At 72.7% G+C, this 21,116-nt stretch carries 20 protein-coding genes; 8 read left to right on the top strand and 12 right to left on the bottom strand.

Annotated elements, in window-relative coordinates; all coding sequences use genetic code 11:
- Positions 1-2 precede the first annotated feature (2 nt).
- A complete protein-coding gene (locus ACIQVZ_RS22325; protein WP_350881065.1) occupies positions 3-737 on the bottom strand; it encodes an ABC transporter ATP-binding protein in 735 nt (244 codons plus the stop codon).
- 298 nt (positions 738-1,035) lie between these two features.
- Here ACIQVZ_RS22325 and ACIQVZ_RS22320 point away from each other — a divergent pair, with 298 nt between their 5' ends.
- Together ACIQVZ_RS22320 and ACIQVZ_RS22315 are read left to right on the top strand one after the other, a co-directional pair.
- Positions 1,036-2,304, top strand: coding sequence for a sensor histidine kinase (locus ACIQVZ_RS22320; protein WP_402452362.1), 1,269 nt, complete (start codon positions 1,036-1,038; stop codon positions 2,302-2,304).
- Complete coding sequence (locus ACIQVZ_RS22315; RefSeq protein WP_350880992.1) at positions 2,292-2,936, top strand: response regulator transcription factor; 645 nt, start codon at positions 2,292-2,294, stop codon at positions 2,934-2,936. Before ACIQVZ_RS22320 ends, ACIQVZ_RS22315 begins: the two co-directional genes overlap by 13 nt.
- 87 nt (positions 2,937-3,023) lie before the next feature.
- Here the strand turns inward: ACIQVZ_RS22315 and ACIQVZ_RS22310 are convergent, their stop codons facing one another.
- The 5 genes from ACIQVZ_RS22310 to leuC are packed head-to-tail and all read right to left on the bottom strand — an operon-like array spanning position 3,024 to position 8,662.
- Positions 3,024-4,325 (bottom strand): MFS transporter, encoded by a 1,302-nt coding sequence (locus tag ACIQVZ_RS22310; protein ID WP_350880995.1) that lies wholly within the window; start codon positions 4,323-4,325, stop codon positions 3,024-3,026.
- Positions 4,322-5,350, bottom strand: coding sequence for a TauD/TfdA family dioxygenase (locus tag ACIQVZ_RS22305; protein ID WP_402452361.1), 1,029 nt, complete (start codon positions 5,348-5,350; stop codon positions 4,322-4,324). Before ACIQVZ_RS22305 ends, ACIQVZ_RS22310 begins: the two co-directional genes overlap by 4 nt.
- The gene (locus ACIQVZ_RS22300; protein ID WP_402452360.1) at positions 5,347-6,546 is read right to left on the bottom strand and encodes a pyridoxal phosphate-dependent aminotransferase; all 1,200 of its coding nucleotides are present in this window, start codon (positions 6,544-6,546) and stop codon (positions 5,347-5,349) included. Before ACIQVZ_RS22300 ends, ACIQVZ_RS22305 begins: the two co-directional genes overlap by 4 nt.
- A complete protein-coding gene (leuD, locus tag ACIQVZ_RS22295; RefSeq protein WP_350881001.1) occupies positions 6,543-7,226 on the bottom strand; it encodes a 3-isopropylmalate dehydratase small subunit in 684 nt (227 codons plus the stop codon). Before leuD ends, ACIQVZ_RS22300 begins: the two co-directional genes overlap by 4 nt.
- Before the next feature lie 35 nt (positions 7,227-7,261).
- Entirely contained in the window at positions 7,262-8,662 is a 1,401-nt protein-coding gene (gene leuC / locus ACIQVZ_RS22290; RefSeq protein WP_350881003.1) for a 3-isopropylmalate dehydratase large subunit, read from the bottom strand.
- Positions 8,663-8,990: 328 nt separating this feature from the next.
- Here leuC and ACIQVZ_RS22285 point away from each other — a divergent pair, with 328 nt between their 5' ends.
- The 4 genes from ACIQVZ_RS22285 (at position 8,991) to ACIQVZ_RS22270 (ending at position 12,617) form a co-directional block, all read left to right on the top strand.
- Positions 8,991-9,410, top strand: a complete 420-nt coding sequence (locus ACIQVZ_RS22285) for a hypothetical protein (RefSeq protein WP_350881005.1) — start codon at positions 8,991-8,993, stop codon at positions 9,408-9,410.
- 714 nt (positions 9,411-10,124) lie between these two features.
- Positions 10,125-10,757: a hypothetical protein gene (locus ACIQVZ_RS22280; RefSeq protein ID WP_350881007.1), complete on the top strand. Its 633-nt coding sequence runs from the start codon at positions 10,125-10,127 to the stop codon at positions 10,755-10,757.
- 119 nt (positions 10,758-10,876) lie between these two features.
- Positions 10,877-11,680, top strand: a complete 804-nt coding sequence (locus ACIQVZ_RS22275) for an ArsR/SmtB family transcription factor (RefSeq protein WP_402452359.1) — start codon at positions 10,877-10,879, stop codon at positions 11,678-11,680.
- A 166-nt stretch (positions 11,681-11,846) separates the two neighbouring features.
- Positions 11,847-12,617, top strand: coding sequence for an ATP-binding cassette domain-containing protein (locus tag ACIQVZ_RS22270; RefSeq protein WP_402452358.1), 771 nt, complete (start codon positions 11,847-11,849; stop codon positions 12,615-12,617).
- Between the two features lie 308 nt (positions 12,618-12,925).
- Here the strand turns inward: ACIQVZ_RS22270 and ACIQVZ_RS22265 are convergent, their stop codons facing one another.
- From ACIQVZ_RS22265 to ACIQVZ_RS22240, 6 genes are all read right to left on the bottom strand, one after another.
- The gene (locus ACIQVZ_RS22265) at positions 12,926-13,702 is read right to left on the bottom strand and encodes a hypothetical protein (RefSeq protein WP_350881011.1); all 777 of its coding nucleotides are present in this window, start codon (positions 13,700-13,702) and stop codon (positions 12,926-12,928) included.
- The gene (locus ACIQVZ_RS22260) at positions 13,699-14,352 is read right to left on the bottom strand and encodes an RNA polymerase sigma factor (RefSeq protein WP_402452357.1); all 654 of its coding nucleotides are present in this window, start codon (positions 14,350-14,352) and stop codon (positions 13,699-13,701) included. Before ACIQVZ_RS22260 ends, ACIQVZ_RS22265 begins: the two co-directional genes overlap by 4 nt.
- A 171-nt stretch (positions 14,353-14,523) precedes the next feature.
- A complete protein-coding gene (locus ACIQVZ_RS22255) occupies positions 14,524-15,531 on the bottom strand; it encodes a hypothetical protein (RefSeq protein WP_402452355.1) in 1,008 nt (335 codons plus the stop codon).
- Complete coding sequence (locus ACIQVZ_RS22250; protein ID WP_063351477.1) at positions 15,528-15,893, bottom strand: PadR family transcriptional regulator; 366 nt, start codon at positions 15,891-15,893, stop codon at positions 15,528-15,530. The genes ACIQVZ_RS22255 and ACIQVZ_RS22250 overlap by 4 nt, the downstream gene beginning before the upstream one ends.
- Positions 15,894-15,937: 44 nt before the next feature.
- Positions 15,938-17,827 carry a sensor histidine kinase gene (locus ACIQVZ_RS22245; RefSeq protein WP_402452353.1) on the bottom strand — a complete coding sequence of 630 codons (1,890 nt, stop codon included), beginning with the start codon at positions 17,825-17,827 and terminating at the stop codon, positions 15,938-15,940.
- Positions 17,817-18,542, bottom strand: a complete 726-nt coding sequence (locus ACIQVZ_RS22240; RefSeq protein WP_350881019.1) for a response regulator transcription factor — start codon at positions 18,540-18,542, stop codon at positions 17,817-17,819. The genes ACIQVZ_RS22245 and ACIQVZ_RS22240 overlap by 11 nt, the downstream gene beginning before the upstream one ends.
- Positions 18,543-18,684: 142 nt before the next feature.
- Between ACIQVZ_RS22240 and ACIQVZ_RS22235 the strand changes: the two genes are divergently transcribed.
- Both ACIQVZ_RS22235 and ACIQVZ_RS22230 read left to right on the top strand, forming a co-directional pair.
- Positions 18,685-19,641, top strand: coding sequence for a M20/M25/M40 family metallo-hydrolase (locus ACIQVZ_RS22235; RefSeq protein WP_402452352.1), 957 nt, complete (start codon positions 18,685-18,687; stop codon positions 19,639-19,641).
- Positions 19,642-19,664: 23 nt separating this feature from the next.
- Positions 19,665-21,107, top strand: a complete 1,443-nt coding sequence (locus tag ACIQVZ_RS22230; RefSeq protein WP_402452350.1) for a M1 family metallopeptidase — start codon at positions 19,665-19,667, stop codon at positions 21,105-21,107.
- Positions 21,108-21,116: the final 9 nt, after the last annotated feature.

Genomic DNA, 21,116 nt, shown 5'->3' with positions numbered 1-21,116 from the left:
TCTCACCACTCCCCCAGCCGGGTCATGCGCTCGGCCACCCGGTCCGGAGTGGGGTGCGTCATCTCCTCCGCGTAGCTCCCGTCCGCGAGGAACACCACGCGGTGCGCGTAGGAGGCGGCGATCGGGTCGTGGGTCACCATGATCACCGTCTGCCCGAGGGTGTCCACGACCTCGCGCAGCAGCGTCAGCACCTGCTTGGCGGTGCGGGTGTCCAGCGCGCCGGTCGGCTCGTCCGCGAAGACCACCTCGGGCCGCGCCGCCAGCGCCCGGGCGATGGCCACCCGCTGCTGCTGGCCGCCGGACAGCTCCGAGGGCCGGTGGCTCATCCGGTCGGCGAGACCCACCTGCGTCACGACCTGCTGCAACCACTGGTGGTCCGGCTGGCGGCCGGCCAGCATCAGCGGCAGGGTGATGTTGTCCGCGACGGTCAACGCCGCCATCAGGTTGTACGCCTGGAAGATGAAGCCGACCCGCTCCCGGCGCATGATGGTCAGGTCGACCTCGCTGAGCTGCGCCAGCTCGGTACCACCGAGCACCACCGAGCCGGCGTCCGGGCGGTCCAGCCCGGCGGCGCAGTGCAGGAAGGTGCTCTTGCCCGCCCCGGACGGGCCCATCACCGCGGTGAAGGTGCCCCGGGCGAAGGCGAGGGACAGGTCGCGCAGCGCGTGCACGGCCCCGGCGCCCTTGCCGTACGTCTTCCGGACCCCGTCGAGGCGGACGACCCAGTGAGCGTCCAGCGCGGCACTGCCGTCCGGTCGCGGCGGCGCCGCGTACTCCTCCTCCGCGGCCGCGCCCTGGGACTCCTCCGTCCGCGCTCCGCGTCCCTTTCTGCTCACTTCCGGCCTCCACCACTCGCACGCACTACTTGACGTTCACGAAGGTAAGTCCTGGAACAGGTGCGGAACCAGGGCACGAACTGGAGAGTCGATGGTGCAGAAAAGTGCCACCCACCGCCGCATTTGGGACGGTGGTAGGGTGATCGGGATGACGACTCGGAGGGTTTTAGGAGCCGTGCGCGCCCCCAGCATTGCCGAGTTGCGACGCTTACAGCCCGAGCAGTGGGTCCGCCAGACGGTGATCCGTTTCCCTCCGGCCGCGGGCTACGTCCTGCTCTGCCTGATGACCGGACTCGCCGGGCTGCTGCTGTTCTACCTGATCGCCGTCATCTTCGCGCTCTGCCTGGTCGGAACGGGCTTCCTGCTGCTGCCCAGGACACTGCGGGTGCTGCGCAGGTACGCCGAGGTCCACCGCCGGTGGGTCGGCCGGCTGCTGGAGACCGAGGTCCGCACGCCCTACCGCGACCTGGAGCCCGGCCGCACCGGCCCCCGCAAGCCCTCCCTGCGCGACCCGGCCGTCCGCAAGGACCTGGTCTGGGTGGTCACCCACGGCGTCGTCGGCTCGGCCCTGTGCATCTTCGCCCTGAGCATCTGCGGCAACGCCTTCAACTGGCTGTCCGCACCGGTGTGGTGGAAGCTCGCGTCGGGCGAGCGCAACTCCATCATCCTGATGAACGTCGACTCCTGGCTGAAGTCCTTCGTCGCGGTGTTCATCGGCATCGGCTACGCCGTGGTGGCGATGGCCGCGATGCGCGGGCTGGCCCTCGTACACGCCCGGATGTCCCGCCGGCTGCTGACCGCCCGCCCCCGGGTCGCGCTCGCGCAGCGGGTCCGCGAACTCTCGGTGACCCGCGCCGAGGCGCTCGACGCGCACGACGCCGAACTGCGCCGGATCGAACGCGACCTGCACGACGGGGCGCAGGCCGGCATCGTCGCCGTCTCGCTGCGCCTCGGCATGATCAAGCGCGCGCTCGGCCAACGGCCCGAGCAGGTCCCGGAGATGGTGGACGCGGCCCAGAACCTCGCCGAGCAGGCGCTGGAGTCGCTGCGCCACCTCGTCCGCGGCATCTACCCGCCGGTGCTCGCCGACCGCGGGCTGACCGACGCCGTCCGGGCGCTCACCGCGCTGTGCGGGGTCCCGACGCGGATAGACATCGACGAGTCGGCCGGCGCGGCGCCCCGCGCGCCCGCCGCCGCCGAGGCCGCGGCCTACTTCGTGATCTCCGAGGCGCTCACCAACATCACGAAGCACAGCGGGGCGCAGAGCGCGCTGGTGTGGCTGCGGATCGCGTCGGACGCCATCTCGATCAGGGTCGAGGACGACGGCAAGGGCGGCGCCACCGAGGGCGCGGGGAGCGGGATCCTCGGACTCCGGCGCCGGGTCGCCGCCTTCGACGGCACCACCGACCTGTTCAGCCCGCCCGGGGGCCCGACCGTACTGAAGGTGGAGATTCCATGCGGATCCTGATCGCCGAGGACAACGCCCTGCTCCGTGAGGGGCTGGTCCTGCTGCTGAACAGCGAGGGGCACGAGGTGTGCGCCACCGTGGACAACGGGGACGACCTGCTGCCCGCGCTGCTCGCACACCGCCCGGACGTCGCCGTGGTGGACGTCCGGCTGCCGCCGACGTTCCGGGACGAGGGCCTGCGCGCCGTCGTCGAGGCGCGCAAGCAACTGCCCAACCTGCCCGTCCTGGTGCTCTCGCAGTACGTCGAACGGGCGTACGCGACGGAGCTGCTGGCGCAGAGCGCCTCCGGGGTCGGCTACCTGCTGAAGGACCGGGTGGGGCGCGCCGAGGAGTTCCTGCTCGCGCTGGAGCGGGTCGCCGACGGCGGCACCGCGATGGACCCGGAGGTCATCTCGCAGCTGATGGTCCGCCGGGCCGGCGACGACCCGCTGTCCTCGCTGACCCAGCGCGAGCGCGAGGTCCTGGCGCTGATGGCGGAGGGCCGCAACAACGGCACCATCGCCGAGATGCTGTTCATCGCGGAGAGTTCGGTGAACAAGCACATCGGCAACATCTTCGCCAAGCTCAACATGCCCACGCCGGACAGCGGCCACCGCCGGGTGCTCGCCGTGCTCACCTACCTGCGGGCCTGAACACCCGGAGGACGACACGCGGAGAGGGGCGGCGCCGGTCGGGCGCCGCCCCTCTCCACTTACCCCTCCTCAACTCACGGACGGTTGCTACCGGTTGTCGGGCAGGGCGGGGAAGGCGCGGACCGCGGGGGTGACAGCCACGCCGAGTGCGATCAGCAGGAACGCCGCCGCACAGCTCAGCACGGTGGGCACGGCGTGCACGGTCTCCAGCAGCAGCCCGCACAGCAGCGGGCCGAGCGCCGCGCCCGCGCCCATCGAGACCCCGATCAGACCGGCCAGCCGGCCGCGCATCTCGTCGGGAGTGACCATCATCTGATGACCCGCCACCAGGGCGGTGGCGGTGGGCGCGAGGAACGCGGCGGCCCCCAGCACCAGCCCGGCCGGCCAGCCGGTCGGCACCACCGCGAGCAGCGGCACCAGCACCGCGGTGGCCCAGGTCAGCACCATGAGCGCCGTGAACGGCGAGAGCGAGCGGCGCAGCCGCCCGGCCGCCAGCGCACCCGACACGCCACCCGCGCCGACCAGGGCGCCGATGGCGCCGACCTCGGCACCCGACCGCCCGGCCTGCTGGGCCATCACCACCACGGCGATCAGCAGGCCGCTGAACACCAGGTTGAAGGCGGTGCCGAACAGCACGGTGGCCCGCACCGCCGGGTTGCCGCGCAGCCAGCGCAGCCCCGACGCCATCGCCTGCAACGCGCTCTCGGCCCGGTCCGCGCCCCCGCCCTCGCCCTTGTCCTCGGGCGACGACGCCGGTGCGGGCGCCGGCGCCGGCAGCCGCAGGAACAGCAACGTGACGAAGGCGATCGCCGAGGTCACCGCCTGGGCGACGAACGGCAGCAACCGCTGGACGCCGTACAGGAATCCGCCGATCCCCGGACCGACGATGGTCGCGAGGTAGTAGCGGGCGGTGTTGCGGGTGACGGCGTCGGCGAGTTGCGAGGACGGCACGACGCTCGGCAGCAGCGCCTGGTCGGCGGTGCCGAACAGCGAGGTGCACACCCCCTCGACCACCGCCACCACCACGATGGCCGCCAGCGGCGCGTGCCCGACCGCCACCAGCAGCGCGAGCAGGCCCAGCGCCACGGCCCGCCCGAACTCCGAGACCAGCATCAGCGTCTTGCGGCTGACCCGGTCCGCCAGCGCCCCCGAGGGAAGCGCCGAGAGCGCCCGCGACCCGGCGATCGCGAACTCGGCCAGCGAGGCCTCGAAGGCGGAGCCGCCGAGCCCGAGCACCAGCAGCGGGTACGCGATCAGCGTGCCCTGCGCCCCCAGCTGGGAGACCATGTTCGCGGTCCACAGCACGTTGTACTCGCGGTTGCGGGACAGCGGCGGCGGGCCCGGCTCGGCGGCCACGGCGGCATCGGCCGTCGTACTGCCCGAGGTCACTGCGGCGGGGTCGGCAGCGCCACCGCGGGCGCCGACGTCCGCTCCACCGGGCGGAGTTCGGACCACGCGTGCGCGCCGGCCATGCTGACGAACAGGTCGCGCGGCGGCACGAAGGGGGCCCGCCCGTGCGCCACGCTGATGTTGTCCACGATCAGGACCTCACCGGTGTGCACGTTGACGTCGATCTGCTGCGCCCGGTAGGCGGCCTGGAGCTGCCGGACGACCTCGTCCGGGATCTCGCTGCCGTCCGCGTAGAAGGTGTTGGTGGGCATCCCCCACGGGCCGTACTCCTCCAGCAGGAAGTCGGCGACGTCCTCGCGCAGGGTGCGGGCGTGGAAGAAGGTCAGGTGGTTGAACCAGGAGCGGACGCCGGTCTCCGGGTGGGTGGCGACGGCCCAGCGGAGCTGGCGGGTCCTCAGGTGGTTGCGCTCCAGCCACTCCAGCTCGATGCTGTTGGCGTCGCAGTAGGCCTTGACCTCGTCCGGGTCGCTGGTGCCGAACGCCTCCTGCCAGGAGAGGCCCAGGCCGGGACGGAAGTTGCGGACGAGCAGGTAGCCCTCGCGCTCGAACCGCTCGGCGGTCTCCCGCGGCAGCCCGGCGTGCAGGGCGCGGCAGTCGGCCAGCAGGCTGGCGCCGCCGTCCGGCGACTCCTGGCGGCAGAAGAAGAACAGGTAGCGCGGGACGTTCAGGTTGTACGACTGCTCGGTGTGGAGGAAGATCTCCTCGGTCGCCGGGTGGTCGGTGGCCGTGAACACCCCGGGGTGCAGCTCGGTGCGCGGCGAGGAGCGCTCGGTGTAGTCGAGCGGCCGGCCGACGACGGCGTTCACGAAGGTGTCCAGCTCCGGCCACTCCTGCCAGTCGAAGCCGCTGAGCACGACCGCGCCGTGCTCAGTGATCCGCTGGCGGATGAACTCCCCCTGCTCCTTGCCGAGGTCGACCAGCCGGTTCCCCGCGGTCTCGGCGGTGATCCCGAGGACCAGTCCGTCGTGCCGCGCTTCGGTCGAGATGCTGATAGCGGTTGTCACGGAGTGACTCCCTTCTGCGGGCTGCGGGCGCGAAGCCGCTCGGCAGCGGTGTCGAGGGTCTGGAGTGGACGGTTGAAGGCGATCCGGACGTAGCGCTCGCCATCGGCCGGATCGACGAAGAACGAGGTGCCCGGCGCCACCAGCACACCGGTCTCGGCGAGCAGCGTGCGGACGAACCGCGGGCTGGGCTCGTCGGTCAGCCCGTCGATCCGGGCCAGCACGTAGCAGCCGCCGGCCGGGGGCGTGAAGTCGAAGCCGGCGTCCCGCAGCAGGGCCACCGTCCGGTCGCGCCGCTCGCGCATCCCCGCCGCGTGGTCCCAGCGCTCCGGCAGCAGCAGGTCCGCGTTGGCCGCGGCGTGCTGGAGCGCGGCCGCCGCACCGCCGGTGGTGGCCACGTGCACCTTGCGCAGCAGGGCGGTGAGCTCCGGCGCCGCACGCAGGAAGCCGAGCCGCCAGCCGCTGATCGCATGGCTCTTGGAGAGGCTGCCGACCACCACGGACCGGTCGGCCAGGCCCTCGATCTCGGCGACCGAGCGGTAGCCGGCCGACTCGTAGACGTACCCGGCGTACACCTCGTCCGAGATCACCACGGCGCCCCAGCGCCGGCACAGTTCGGCGAGCAGGTCGAGGGTTCCGCGCTCCAGGACGACGCCGGTCGGGTTGGCCGGGCTGTTCACGATGACGGCGCGGGTGCGCGGTCCGAAGGCCGCGGCGAGCTCGTCCGGGTCGACGCTCCAGTCGGGCTCGCGCAGCCGGACCGGGCGCGGGCGGGCGCCGGTGAGGGCGATGGCGCTGAGGAAGTTCTCGTAGAAGGGCTCGAACACGATCACCTCGTCGCCGGGGTCGACGAACGAGAGCAGGGCGACGGCCAGCCCCTCGCTGCCGCCGACGGTGACGGTGATCTCGGAGCCCGGGTCCGGGGCGCCGGGCAGGGCCGCGGCGATCCGCTCGCGCAGCAGCGCCAGCCCGGCCGGGTCCTGGTACTGGTGGACGCCGGCGCGCAGCGCCGTCACCGCCGCCTCGACCAGGCCGGGCGGCGTGTCGGGGTAGGCCGGAGTGCCGACGGCGAGGTCGACGGTGTTCGGCGGCAGCCCCTCCAGCAGCAGTGCGGCCAGCCCCCCGCCGGGCAGTCCGGCGACCCGCTCGGCGCCCAGGGCGCGGCGGGCCGGGGTGTCATGGTGCGTGGTGGCGCTCATCGGCTCACTCCCGCGGCGTCGGTCCGCAGCCGCTGTTCGGTCTGGAGCGGCGCTTCGTCCTGGAGCCGCTGTTCGGCCCGGTCGAACGCGCCGCGCGGGATCTCGGGCAGCCAGGACGGGCGGCCCGCCTCGTACGCCTCGATGTCCCCGCTCCTGAGCAGGGTCTCCGCGATCACGTCCTGTCCTTCGAGCAGCCGGGCCCGGGCCCGCGCGTCGACCGTGAACGGGTGCTCGCCGCCCGGCCGGCGCAGCAGGCCGGCCCGCAGGTCCACGGTGAGCCGCAGGCCCTCGGCGGACTCCGCGAGGTCCATCAGCTCCTCGACCACGGGAGTCGGCAGGTCGACCGGGACGAGGCCGTTGTTGAGGGCGTTGCGGCGGAAGATGTCGCCGAAGCCGGTGGCGACGACGGCGCGGAACCCCCAGTCGCGCAGCGCCCAGACGGCGTGCTCGCGGGAGCTGCCGATGCCGAAGTCCCGGCCGGCCAGCAGGACCGTCGCGCCCGCGTGGCGCGGCTGCTCCAGGACGAAGCCGTCCTCGGCGCGCCAGCGGGCGAACAGCGCGTCCTCGTAGCCGCTCTTGGTGACCCGCTTGCAGTACTCCGCGGGCAGGATCTGGTCGGTGTCGACGTCGTCGCGGCGCAGGGCGACCGCGCGACCGTGGTGTTCGACGAAGGGTTCCATACTCAGCTGTCCTCTCTCCGGCCGGGCCGGCGCTGTCAGGCCAGGTCGGCCGGGGCCGCGAGCCGCCCGGCCACCGCCGTCGCGGCGGCGACCGCGGGCGACACCAGGTGGGTGCGGGCCCGCGCCCCCTGGCGGCCTTCGAAGTTACGGTTCGAGGTGGAGGCGCAGCGCTCGACACCCTCGAGACGGTCGGTGTTCATCCCCAGGCACATCGAGCAGCCGGGCAGCCGCCACTCGGCGCCGGCGGCCAGGAAGACCTCGTGCAGCCCCTCCGCCTCGGCCTCGGCCCGCACCTGCATCGAGCCGGGGACGACCAGCATCCGGGTGCCGCCGGCGACGGTGCGCCCGCGCAGCACCCCGGCCGCGGAACGGAGGTCCTCGATCCGGCCGTTGGTGCAGGAGCCGACGAAGACGACGTCGATCGCGAGGTCCCGCATCGACGTCCCGGGCCGCAGGCCCATGTAGGTCAGCGCCTTCTGCGCCGAGGCGCGTTCGAGCGGGTCGGTGAAGGTCTGCGGGTCGGGCACGGCGGCGGCGAGCGGCACGGTCTGGGCGGGGTTGGTGCCCCAGGTGACGAGCGGGGTGAGCCCGTCCACGTCGAGCACGACCGTCCGGTCGAACACGGCGCCGGGGTCGGTGGCCAGGGTGGACCAGTCGGCGACGGCGGCGTCCCAGTCCGCCCCGGCGGGGGCGTGCGGGCGGCCGCGCAGGTACTCCAGGGTGGTCTCGTCGGGGGCGACGATCCCGGCCCGGGCGCCGGCCTCGATGCTCATGTTGCAGAGCGTCATCCGGGCCTCCATGGAGAGCCCGCGCACCGCGTCGCCCCGGTACTCGATGAGGTGGCCCTGCGCCCCGTTGGCCCCGATCCGGGCGATCAGCGCGAGGATCATCTCCTTCGCCCCGACCTCCGGGGGGAGTTGGCCGGTGAACTCGACGGCCAGGGTGCGCGGCCGGCCGATCTCCAGGCACTGGGTGGCCAGGACGTGCTCCACGTCGCTGGTGCCGATGCCGAAGGCGAGCGCGCCGAACGCGCCGTGCGTGGCGGTGTGGCTGTCCCCGCAGACGATCGTCATGCCGGGCTGCACCAGGCCGAGTTCGGGCCCGACGACGTGCACGATCCCCTGCCGCCGGTGGCCGACCGAGTAGAGCTCGACGCCCTGCTCGGCGCAGTTGCGGCGCAGCGTGTCCAGCTGGACCAGGCTGACCGGGTCGAGCACCGCGGTCGCCGTGGTGGCGACGTTGTGGTCCTCCAGCGCCAGGGTCAGCCCCGGCCGCCGGACACTGCGGCCGGCCAGCCGCAGCCCGTCGAAGGCCTGCGGGGAGGTGGCCTCGTGGGTGAGGTGGAGGTCGATGTAGAGGAGGTCCGGTCCGCCGGGCCGGGACGCCACGACGTGGCGCTCCCACAGCTTCTCCGCGAGTGTCCGTGCTGGGCCCATCGTCGTCCCTCTCTCCCCTGCGCTGTCCGTGCGCTACGGCCCTGGGGCGGAACCCCGGCCACCGCATGCCGTCCGGCCGTACGGACCTCAGCCTCCATGGCGCCACCCACCGCCCACCACGTCTTTAAGCCGGTGCGAAAACGCCCAGCACAGGCGATCACGTGCACGAAGAAAGGTGCAGAGAACTGCACCTCGGATCGGAAGTAAGCCCCCATGAAATCGTCGGCGCCCGGGTTCAGGATGGAGTCATCGAAGGCGGAAGCAACGCCGGGACGACGGGCAGCAGATCATCGGATCCCACGGGACCCAGGGAGGAAGCATGTACCCGATGCGCAGGAGCCACGGGGCCGAACCCGGACACCGGCGGAGCAGGACGGTCGTGCTGACCCTGGCCGCCGTCCTCCTGGTCGGCGCCGGAACGTCCGCCTGCCAGGTCAGTACCAAGGCCGCCGACCGGATCGAGCTGTGCGCGAAGATCTTCGGCAAGACCTTCACCGATCCGTTCCCGGACAACGTGGAGGAGGCCCGCAAGAAGATGCGCGACCGGGCCGACGAGCTCGACGGGCTGGCCAAGCAGGCCGGGGACGACAAGCTCCGCAATGCGATCCAGTCGACCGCCGACAAGATGCGCAACGCCGACATCCGCGAGAAGGGTGCGGTGCGCACCGTGGTCGGTTACATCGGTGAGCAGAACGACCGCATCAAGGAACTGCGCCAGACCTGCCTCGACCACCACGACTACCCGTGATGACTGGGCTTCCGAACCAGCGTCACCGTTGAGGCTCCCAGAGAGCGCACGGTGACCACAGACCGGAATCGGTGAACAGGGCACTAACAGTTCCCCCACCGATTCCCTTGGCCGGGCCCCTCGTTGGGTCCCCCGTCTTCCGGGGGGCCCGGCCGTAAATCTCCCCGTACCAATACAAGCCAGGAGCAGTCATGCCCGATTCGAGTGGCTGGAAGCCCACTAAGGAACGTCCGATGTGGCCCTGGGTCGTCCTCGCGGTGGTCGCCGTTGGTGTTCTGATCAACGTGCTTATCACGATCTGACGAGCAGATCGAATCCGCGCCTGAGGAACTTCCGCGCTCTTGGCAGGTAGGCCGAGAGCGCGGACCCACGTCCGGCGCGACTCCGGCCCCACAGATCCCTCTTATCCCACCCGCCCCAAGGGTTACACGACCTGTCAGAGGGCGGTCGAACCGAGTCGAGTCCGCTATCCGGATCAGGTGCAGAGAACTGCACCTTCGAACTGGCGAAGACTCGACTGTCACCCCCCTGAAGCGCCACGTAGCGTAGTCGGTACGGGAACGGGCATGGCCATGTCGAACGTGCGGTCACGCACGATCGACCATCCACCTCACCGTGGATCCCGGCTCCCGACCCGCCTACATCAACGGCATTCATGGGGGACTCGTGCCACGTCTGCACTTCACGTCGGCAAGCCTGTTGAGAACGCGTATCATGCCGACCCCGGACTGGGTCAGCGAATCACTCTTCGCCCTGGACCTGCTCGCTTCCCGGCACCGCCAGGCGAAACGCCGGCTCCGATGGCATAAGACCCGCCCCGTGGGGCCGGCCCGCCGACTGGGTCCCACCCACCGGCTCGGGTCCACCCAGCGGCTCGTCGAACTCGCCCGGACCATCCGCCCGTTCCCCGACCTGGACACCATGGTCCGGCGCGCCCGGCACTCCGGGAACGGCGCCGACCTGCGCCTGCTCCGGGACCTGGAGTCCTTCTACCGCATCATGGTCGCCCCGCACTGGGACGTGATCTCCCTCACCGTCCAGAGCGACCGGAAGAAGCGACTGGAAATCCTCCAGGACTGCGGCGCGCGCAGCCTGCTGAGCACCCTTCACCCGACCGTCCGGCTCTCCACCTGCTCGCTGGAGATACCCGGACAGAACGAGGACGTGCAACTGGAGGAGGTCGGGCTGACCATCGCGCCGTCCTACTTCCTGGCACCCGATTCCCCGGTCCTGGTGGACGACCACACCATTGCCGACGGACCGACGCTCTTCTACCCCATCATTCTCCCCGACGGACCGAACTGTGCGACCGAGGGCGTGATCGAAGCGGCAGCGATGCCGGCCTGAGACCGATGACCTCCGATCGCGACAGCATCGGAACTTCAAGGGGGAAAACAGCAATGCGACGCATATTCTTCAGTCCGGCGAGCCTGGCCAAAGTATCGTCGGCCGCCCATCTGGATCCGATGAGAGAGGCGCTGTGCGCCCTCGAAACCTTCGCGACGGGCGGCGGAGGCCCCGTCTTCCATTCCTGGCGACGACGGGTCGCGGGGGAACGGGACGGCCGGGCGCTGGCCGAACTCGCCCGCACCGTACGACCTTTTCCGGATCTCTACCGAATTCTCGAAAACTCCTCCGCGGCCGGCTCCGGGAACGAATTCCGACCGCGGGTCCTGCGTGATCTGGAGACGTTCCACCGGATCGCCGTGGAACCGTACTGGGGCCAGGTGTCGACCCTGCTCGAAGTCGACCGGAACGCCCGGGCCCAGATCATGATGAGCGGCGGCGTCGACCAGTTGCTCAGCACCCTGCACCCGGCGATCCGCTGGCGCCCCCCGGTGCTGGAGGTCCCCGGGACGGGGCACGACATCAAACTGGAGTCGACCGGCCTGGAGATAGCGCCGTCGCTGTTCCTGTTCTCCCGGTCGCCGATCCTGGTCGAACAGCAGGGCGACCGGCCCCTGCTGCTGCTCTACCCGATCCCCGTCCCGCGTGACCGGGAGAACCTGTGGGACCCGGCGCCCGACGGCGACCAGGCCCTGGGCGCCCTGCTGGGGCGCACCCGGGCGGCCGTCCTCCAGGTGTTGACGACCACCTGCACCACCACCGAGGTCGGCGAGCTGGTGGGTATCTCCACCGCCGCCGCGAGCCAGCACACCGCCGTCCTACGGGCGGCCGGACTTATCACCACCCTGCGCTCGCTCAACAAAGTGCACCACACCCTGACCCCCCTGGGCGGGGCTCTTCTTCGCGGGGATCCGCTGGTCTGACAATTCGCCCTATACCGACGATTCCCGAAGTAACGAACCCGCAACACGCCCCGAGGAGTGATCTGGATCTGACACGGATGGTCTAGGAAAGTGCACCATACATACGGATGCGGGCAGCATGGCCTAAACCCATTACGACCGAGTAGGTTCTGGGCATGCAAGCACGATGCCTTGTCGCCGCACGCATCATTTACGGAAGCCCGGGAGCGGATTCATGATGGGAGGTGGACCAGCTGAGCGGGAAGCCGCCCCAGACTGTGCCGTCACGCTGGAAAACGTGTCGAAAATCCACCCGGGCACGAACGGTCCCACAGCGGTCCTGCGCGAGTTCTCACTCGGCGTACGAAAAGGCCGCTTCTGCGCCGTCATGGGAGACGAACGCGCCAGCACCACGGCACTCCTGGAGTGCATGGCCGGCGTCACCACCCCGTCCACCGGAACGGTCCACTGGGCCGACGGTGAACGGGGTTCCGTCGGTGCACTCTGGGGCCAACACGAGCCCGTCCACCCGAATGTGACGGTTCGTGAATTCGTCGATCCGGGCGTTTCCGCACTCGGCCGCCGCCAGGCCTGGCAGATCAGTCGGGTCACCCGACTGTGGCTCTGGCGGCGGCCGCTGCGGAGGCTGGGCCGGGTCCAGCAGCACAACGCCATGCTGGCCCGGCTGCTGGCCGGCTCCCCGCGCCTGCTGCTGGTCGACACCCCCGGCCACGACGACTCGCCCGAACTCGCCCGCGCCATCGGCGCCTCACTCCGCCGCGCGGTCCGCGCCCTCGACCTCACGGCGGTCCTCGTCACCACCGACCCGGAAGCCGCCGCCTGCGCGGACAGCGTCGTCTTCCTCCACCACGGCCGCCTCGCCGACGCCCTCGGACCCTCCACCCCCGCCGAGATCGCCGACTGCCTCCAGCACCTCCGAAGAGGCTCGACCACCTGATCCGCCCCGCCTTCCCCGGCGCCCCTCTCCCAGGGCGCCCCCGGCGCCCCTTCCCCGGCGCCCCTCGCCCTCCCCGGCGCCCCCCGGTCAAGCGGTGCACAGCGCTTCCCCAGCCTCGGCCCCCGCGCCCCGTGCGTCCTACGGCGCACCGCGCCGGCGCAAACCGGACCGCCGCCCCGCACCCGCCGGCCCGCCCGGCGACACCCCCCCCGGCAGGCCCCGGGCGGACACCCCTGCCATCGCCTGCCTCCGCCGGCTACCGCTGCCGCCGCGCACCCGCCGGCCGTCAGCCGTCAGCCGTCAGCCGCTCAGTGCGGCGGGGTCGGGATCAGGCTCGCCAGGGGGTTGACGTAGACCTGGGACGGCATGCAGGCCGGGCCCGGGCTCCGCATGAGGCCGGTGTGCATCTCGCGCGAGCTGTGGGCGGGGTCGGTCCCGGCGAAGGGCAGGTAGATGAAGAGCTTGAGGCCGGCCGGGACGGCGCGGGGGCGGACGGTGAGGACGATCGGACCGGCGCCCTCCGTCCGCATGTCCCAACTGTCCTGGCCCTCCTGGTTGTCCAGGGGCTCCGGCTCGGAGGCGCGGCAGCCGGGCTGGCCGGCGTAGACCCGGGCGGGGATCCCGAACCGGTCCAGGTCGCGCTGCAGTTGGTCCGGGTCCACCGGCTTGTACTGCTCCAGGATGGTGAGTTTGACGAGGTCGTCGCCGCCTTCGAGGGTGTACGCGGCGTTGTCGACGCGGCCCAGCGTGTGGCCGGTGCCGTCGGCCGGGTGCTGGGCGTCCTGGTGCTGGGCGTCCGAGTGCTCGGTGTCCTGGTGCCGGGCGGCCGGGGCGGGGCGGCCGGGGCCCGTGGCGAGGAGGGCGCCGACCAGGGCGGCGGCCAGGCCCGCCGGGAGGGCCAGGCGCAACGCCAGGCTGCGCCGCCGGGCCGTGCGCCGGGAGTTGTCGGTGACGGTGTCCATCAGGTGTTCCTTCAGCAGGAGGTGGCGGCCCGGGGGGAGCTCCGGGGCCGCCGGGGCCGGCAGCAGCCGGACCAGTTCCTCCCGCTCGGTCTGCTCGGACCGGTCCCGGGGGGTGGCGTTCATCGGGTCGTCTCCTTGTACGGCCGGACCGCGAGGTCGCGGTCACCTGCTACCTGTCCGCCGGCGCCCGGGCGTTGCGCACCTCTTCCCGAGCGCGCGGACCGCGACGCGGTGAGCTCCTTCGCCGTCAACTCCCGCAGCCTGGACCGGGCCCGCGACAACCGCGAGCGGATCGTCCCCACCGGCCGGCCCAGCGCCTCGGCGACGGCCGCGTGGTCCAGGCCCTCCCACACGCACAGCGCGAACACCTCGCGCTCCGCCGGCCGCAGCCGTTCCAGCGCGGCCTTCGCGGCGGCCAGCTCCTCGGCGTCGGCGATCCGACCCGCCAGCTCCCCGGCGAAGTCCGGCACCGCCTCGCGCGGCGGCAGTTTGGCCAGCCCCCGCTGGTGCCGCCGCGCGGCCCGACGGGTGTTGCGGATGACGTTGCCCGCGATCCCCAGCAGCCACGGCCGCAGGCTCTCCCCCTCGGGATCGACCCGCGCGCGCAGCCGCCACGCCTCCAGGAACGTCAGCGAGACCACGTCCTCGGCGACGGCCCAGTCCCCGGTCATCCGCACGGCGTGCCGGTACACCGCCTGGGCGTGGTCCTCGAAGACCAGCCCGAACGCCGCCGCGTCCCCAGCGCGCACCCGGGCGCGTATCGAATTCTCCACACCAGCTCCTGTCCCGCCGCCGCCACCCGTTGCCGTGATCCACGCCACACCGCGCCGGACCGCCGCACCATCGGCGAAAGATCCCCGAGCCCCTTCCGGAAGAAGGGACTCGGGGATCCTCGGACCGGCCGGCCCGACACCGGCGGTCGGTTCGGGGCGCCGGCTCCGCCGTCAGGCCGGCTCGACCGGCTCCGGGTCCCGGGAGGCGGCCAGGGTGCGGCCGAGCGCGGCGAGGACGGCGGCGACGGCCAGCAGGCCGGCCACGACCGCGAGGTTGCGCCCGAGGTCGGCGAGGTCGCGCGGCAGCGCCCAGTAGTAGGGCGCGGGGAGCATGACCGCCCAGGGGAGCGCGGCCAGCGCCACACCGACGGCGCGCGGCCGGTCGGGCCGGCGGGCGGCGAAGTGGACGAGGAAGGCGGTCGCCATCACCACGGCGGGCCAGGCCGACGACGCGTCGAGCAGCATCTGGGTGCTGCGCGGGAAGACGACCTCGGAGTAGTCCTCCAACTCGCGCCAGGGCCAGGCGAGGACGAGCGCGCTCATCGGCAGCGCGATGACGGCCGCCGCGACGACCGTCCCGACCCGGGCGCGGACGCGCTGGTCGACGCCGTCGGGCGGGGCGATGAGCAGCGGCGCCCCGAGCAGGAGCCAGAGGGGCAGCTGGTAGAGGGACAGGAAGAGCACCCCGGCCGGGTGGACGGAGTAGCCGACCGCGGCGCCGATCCGGGCGAGGACGCCGACCAGCACCAGGAGGCGCGCGGCGCCCCAGTGCCCGAGGCCGGCGCCGAGCAGCGCGAGGAGCCAGGGAACGGTCTGCACCACGCCCACCACGGTCGCGGCCGTGGTGTGCAGGCCCATCAGTTCGGAGTGCGGCTCCCGCACGAAGAGACCCATCAACAGCTGGACGAAGGCCAGCGCCGCCCCGCCGGCCAGCAGGTACGGCGCGGCGCCGGCGAGCGCCCGGCCCGCGGGGTCGCCGGAGCTGAGCCGGGTCCGCAGCCGGGCGGCGTGCGCGGCCAGGGTGACCCACTCGCGCAGCACGGTGCGCCGGTCGGCGCCCTCGACGGACTCGGCGAAGACGGCGGCGATCTCCTCGCCGTGCGAGGCCCGGTAGGCGGCGGGGTAGATGCCGATCAGGGGGAGCCTGCCGGGCAGCGCCCCGGCCTGCTGCGCGGTCATGCCGCACCGCCGCTCAGCCGGAGCGCCCCCAGGCGCGGCCCCCGCCCGAGCGCGAGCCTGCGCTCGGCCTCGACGACTCCGGCCCGCAGCCGTGCCGTCTCCGCGCCCAGGACGTCCCGGCCGTCCTCGGTGAGGGCGAAGGTGCGCCGCATCCGGCCACCGACGACCTCCTCGTGGTCGATCCGGATCAGCCCCTGCTGGAGGAGCCGGTCCAACGCGGTGTAGAGGGTGCCGGTGAGCAGCTTGGTCCGGCCGTCGGAGATGGCCAGGACTTCCTGGACGATCGCGTAGCCGTGCCGCGGGGCATCGGCGAGCGCGGTGAGCACGAGCCGCGTCGGCTCCTGTAGTTGACGGTTAGCCATGGCCGTGAGCATAGATCAATGGCAAACATATGTCGATGATTTAGCTATCGGCCCGCTCCACCCCCGCACCCGGCGGCCGTCGGAGCGGGCAGGCGCACGGTGAACACCGAGCCCGCGCCGGGGGTGCTGGCCGCGTGGACGCCGCCGCCGTGGAGCTCGGCGAGCTTGCGGACGATGGCGAGGCCCAGACCGCTGCCGCCGCTCTGCCGGTTGCGGGACTTGTCGGCCCGCCAGAAGCGCTCGAACACCAACGGCAGGTCCGCCTCGGCGATGCCGCCGCCGGTGTCGGCGACCTCGATCAGCAGGGCGTCGGACTCCGTCCGGGCCCGCAGGGTGACCGTGCCGCCCCCCGGGGTGTGCCGGACGGCGTTGGCGACCAGGTTGCCCACCAGCTGGCGCAGGCGCACCGGATCGGCGAACACCTCGTACCCGGCCGGGGCGTCGGCGGTCTCGACGACCAGGGCCACGCCCGACGCCTGCGCCCGGGCGCCGTGCGCGGTGGCGACCTGGGCCAGCAGGTCCTCGACGTCCACGGGCTCGCGGTGCAGGGCCAGTTCACCCGCGTCGGCATCGGCGAGGTCCCGCAGGTCGTCGATCAGGTGCTGGAGTTGCAGGGCCTCCTCCAGCAGCGAACCCGTCAGGGCGCCGTCGGCGGTGACGACGCCGTCCTCGACGGCCTCCAGCCAGCCCCGGATGTTGCTGAGCGGGGTGCGCAGCTCGTGCGCGATGTCGCCGACCATCGCCCGCCGTAGCTCCTCCAGCTGCTCCCGGCGCTGCGCCATGGCGTTGAAGGCGGCGGCGAGTCCGGCGATCTCGTCGCGGCCGGTCGCGGTCACCCGGGCGGAGAGGTCCCCGTCGGTCATCCGCCGGGCGGCGCGGGTGAGCGCGTTCAGCGGCCGGGAGAGCCGCAGCCCGACCACCGTGGTGATCGCCACGGTGACCGCCAGCACCAGCGCGGCGACCTCGGCGACCCGCCCCCGGTGCGGGGCGGACAGCACGGGGGCCTGGTCCGCCGCGCCGGCGGGCGCGCCGACGAACAGCAGCACCGGCGGCGCCACGTACCGGACGAGCTGCTGCCGGCGGGAGTTGGCGAGGCAGGCGGAGATCACCTGCTCCTGCTCCCGGTCGCGGGCCGGAGCCCACTGCAGCCCCAGGGACAGCGTCACGGGCCGGATCCGCTGGCGCTCCAGGCAGGCGTTGACGAGCGCGGTGAGGTCGGCGAGGGCGGCACTCTCGGTGCGGGTCGGGGCGTCCAGCACCAGCGGGGGCGCGCAGCGCACGCCGGGCGGCCGGCCGCCGGGGACGCTCACCACGGGGCGGCCGGCGGCGTCGTCGGTGACGGTCGCCTCGACGCCCAGTTCCGACCGCAGGCAGCCGGCCCGGTCCCGCGCGGCCTCCTCCATGGCCGCGCGCTCGGCGGTCGTCAGCCGGAACGGGCCCACGGCGCGGGCGTCGATCCGGTCGGCCGGGGCGTCGGGCAGCATGGCGAGGTCGACGGAGAGCGGGTCGACGGTGGTGGTGGGCGTCCTGGGCAGCACCGTCCGGTCGGCGGCGCCCGGGGTCGGTGACCCGGGGGCGGTGGCGGGGGTCCCGGAGGTGGCGGCCTGGCTCGGCCCGGGTGCGGCGGCCGCGGAGTCGACGACGGGCTCGAAGCGCGGCGTGGTCAGCAGGATGCGCTGCCCGGTGTCGGCGGCGAGCCGCCGCACGGTGCTCTCCACCCCCGTCCAGTCGGGGTGGGTCGCGGCGTAGCCGAGCAGTTCGTGGTAGATCCGGGCCTGGTCCGCGAGGACCTGGCGCTGCTCCTGCCTGATCGCGCCCGTCGTGGTGCGGGCGGTCAGCCAGGCCGTCGCGGCGATCGAACAGAGCGAGACCAGGGCGGAGAGGGCGAGCAGCCGGAGCAGCAGGCTGCGGCGCGGCGGGGCGTCACGACGCACCGCGCGGCCCCTCCGCGAGCTTGTAGCCGATGCCGTAGACCGTCAGCAGGCGGGTGGGGCGGCGTGGTTGGGGCTCGATCTTGCGGCGCAGGTTCATCACGTGGGTGTCGACGGTCCGGGTGGTGATGTACCGGTCGATGCCGTGCAGGTGCTCCAGCAGCTGGGCCCGGGTGAAGACCCGGCCGGGCTGGGCGGCCAGCACCTGCAACAGCCGGAACTCGCCGGGCGTGCAGCTGACGGGCCGCCCGTCGGCGGTGACCTCGTGGCGCAGGGGGTCCACGGTGAGGGCCCCGGCGGTCAGCACCGCCGGGGGCGCGGCGGCGGGGGTCGCCGCCTGCTGGGGCAGCGGCCGGGACCCGCGGCGCAGCAGGGCCCGGACCCGGGCCACGAGCTCGCGCGGACTGTACGGCTTGGTGAGGTAGTCGTCGGCGCCGAGGTCGAGGCCGAGCAGCAGGTCCTCCTCGGCGGTGCGGGCCGTCAGCATCAGCACCGGCAGGGCGGATTCGGCACGCAGGGCACGGCAGACGTCGAGCCCGTCCATGACGGGCATCATCACGTCGAGGACCAGGAGGTCCGCCGGGCCGCGCCGGGCCTGCTCCAGCGCGGCCCGGCCGTCGTGGACGACGACCACGCGGTGCCCTTCCCGCTCCAGGTACAGGCGGGCCAGGTCGGCCTGCTTGGGATCGTCCTCGGCGACCACGACATGTGCGCACATGAGGATGATCGTAAGTCGCCCTCCGGAAGCACCCCTACCGGTTCCCGACAGCCTCTCGACAAGTTCCTGACATCGACGGACCAGGGTGGGCGGAGTCCGCCGGGGGAAGCCCCCGGCCCCGCCTCCGAAAGGCTCCCGCGTGATGCCCTCCCGCCGCCTGGTGTCCCTCGCCGCCCACGTCCTCGGGGCCGCCCTGCTGCTGTCCACCGTCCCCGCCGCCGCGGCGACGGCCGCCGAGCACAGGCCCGCCCCGGCCGCGCCCACCGTCGAGGCGGCCGAGGTGATGCCGCACCTCCAGGCCCTGCAGCGGATCGCGGACCGCAACGGCGGCAACCGCGCGCACGGCACCAAGGGGTACGCGGAGTCGGTGGCGTACGTGAAGCACGCGCTGGACCGGGCCGGCTTCCAGACGCAGCTGCGCCGCTTCTCCCACGACGGCAAGGACGGCTACAACCTGATCGCCGACTGGCCGGGCGGCGACCCCGGCCATGTGCTGCTCACCGGCGCCCACCTGGACAGCGTCCCGATGGGCCCGGGGATCAACGACAACGGCTCCGGCTCGGCGGCCGTCCTGACCACCGCCCTCCAGGTGGCCAAGGCCAAGCTGAAGCCCGAGCGGCACCTGCGCTTCGCCTGGTGGGGGGCGGAGGAGCTGGGGATGGTCGGCTCGGCGGACTACGTCAAGAACCTGTCCGCCGGTGACCGCAAGGCCATCGACCTGTACCTCAACCTCGACCAGGCGGGCAGCAAGAACCTCCAGGTGTACCTCCTGGTGAAGGACGCGAAGAACAACGAGACCGCGGCCTTCCAGGCCTTCGAGAAGTGGTTCACCGACCGGGGCCTGGCGACCTTCGACATCCCGCTGGACAGCTCCGACAGCCAGCCGTTCGGGGACGCGGGCATCCCGTCGTCCGGCTTCAGCAGCGGCGTCTCGGACTGCCTCCACAGCGCGTGCGACAACCTCGCCAACGTCGACCCCGCGACACAGGCGACCAGCACCAACGCCATGATCGGCGTGGTCTGGCAGTTCGCCACCGCCAAGCCCGCAGCCGCCAAGCCCGCCGCCCCGGCCACCGCCCCCGCCGCCGACCGGTCCTGACCGCCCGCCCCCAGGAGCCCCAGATGCGCACACCACTGAGCCGCCACCGCCGCAGGGCCGCCACCCTGGTGGCCGCCGCCACCGCCCTCGGCGTCGCCCTGACCGCCGCCCCCGCAGGAGCGGCCGGCATCGGGGACCCGTACTTCCCCGAAGACGGCAACGTCGGCTACGACGTGTCGAACTACGACGTCCGGATCGCCTACGACCCGGCGCACCCCGACCAGCTGAACGGCGACACGACCGTCACCGCCCGGGCCCTGCAGTCGCTGGACCGCCTCTCCCTGGACCTCAAGGGCTTCCAGGTCACCTCCGTCACCGTGAACGGCACCCCGGCCAAGTCGTTCTCCCGCTCGGGCGAACACAAGCTGGACATCGTGCCCGCCCGCCGACTCGCCGGCGGCGCCACCTTCGCCGTACGCGTCGTGTACGCGGGCAAGCCCGACCCCGAGGGCTGGCACCAGCTGGTGTCCGGCGGTGTCAACGCGATGGGCGAGCCGCACTCGGCGACCTCCTGGTTCCCGTCCAACGACCACCCGTCCGACAAGGCCACCTTCTCGCTCGCCGCGACCGTCCCCGACGGCTGGACCGCCATCGGCAACGGCCGGCCCGGCCAGACCACCAGCAAGGACGGCTCGACCACCTTCCGCTGGCGCGAGGACAAGCCGATGGCGACCTACCTCAGCACCGTCGCCATCGACAAGTTCACCGTCCACCGCTCGGCGCTGCCCGACGGGACACCCGTCATCACCGCCTACGGCCCGGACGTGCCGATCGACGACATGGCCAAGGCGACCGAGGCCCAGCAGCCCGAGATCATCGCCTTCCTGGCCTCCAAGTTCGGCCCGTACCCGTTCTCCTCCGCGGGCGCCATCGTCCGCAGCTGGACCAAGGAAACGGGCACCGGCGCGCCGGACCTGGAGACCCAGAGCCGGCCCACCTACACCAACTACTTCTGGGACTCCGCGGCCGTCCACGAGATCACCCACCAGTGGTTCGGCGACAGCGTCTCGTTCACCGACTGGCGCGACGGCTGCATCGCCGAATGCGTCGCCCAGTACGCCAACCAGCTGTGGGACGAGCACCAGGGCAGCAACCTCGACACCGGCTTCTACGCCCCCGGCATCGAGGGGAACAGGAACAACCCGGAGTACTGGTCCACCAAGCTGTACGACCCCGGTCAGGGCAAGGAACTCGCCACGGCCCTCTACTTCAAGGGCTCCCTGATGATGCACGCCCTGCGGCGCACCGTCGGAGACGACACGTTCTTCGCCACCCTCAAGCGCTGGACCGCCGACCACGCCTACGGCAACGCCACCTTCCCCCAGTTCGAGGCCCTCGCCGCCAAGGTCTCGGGCAAGGACCTCAAGGGCTTCTTCGACGCCTGGGCCCACAGCACCACGATCCCGGCGAAGGAATACCTCTACCCCGGCACCCTGGCCCCCCTCGCCCCGGCGGGCAGCCGATAACACCCCGCC

Source organism: Kitasatospora sp. NPDC098663 (genome assembly GCF_044760075.1).
In the GTDB taxonomy this organism is placed as follows: Bacteria; Actinomycetota; Actinomycetes; order Streptomycetales; family Streptomycetaceae; genus Kitasatospora.
Note: the sequence above shows the minus strand (reverse complement) of the source record. Positions and strands in the feature narration are given on the sequence as shown.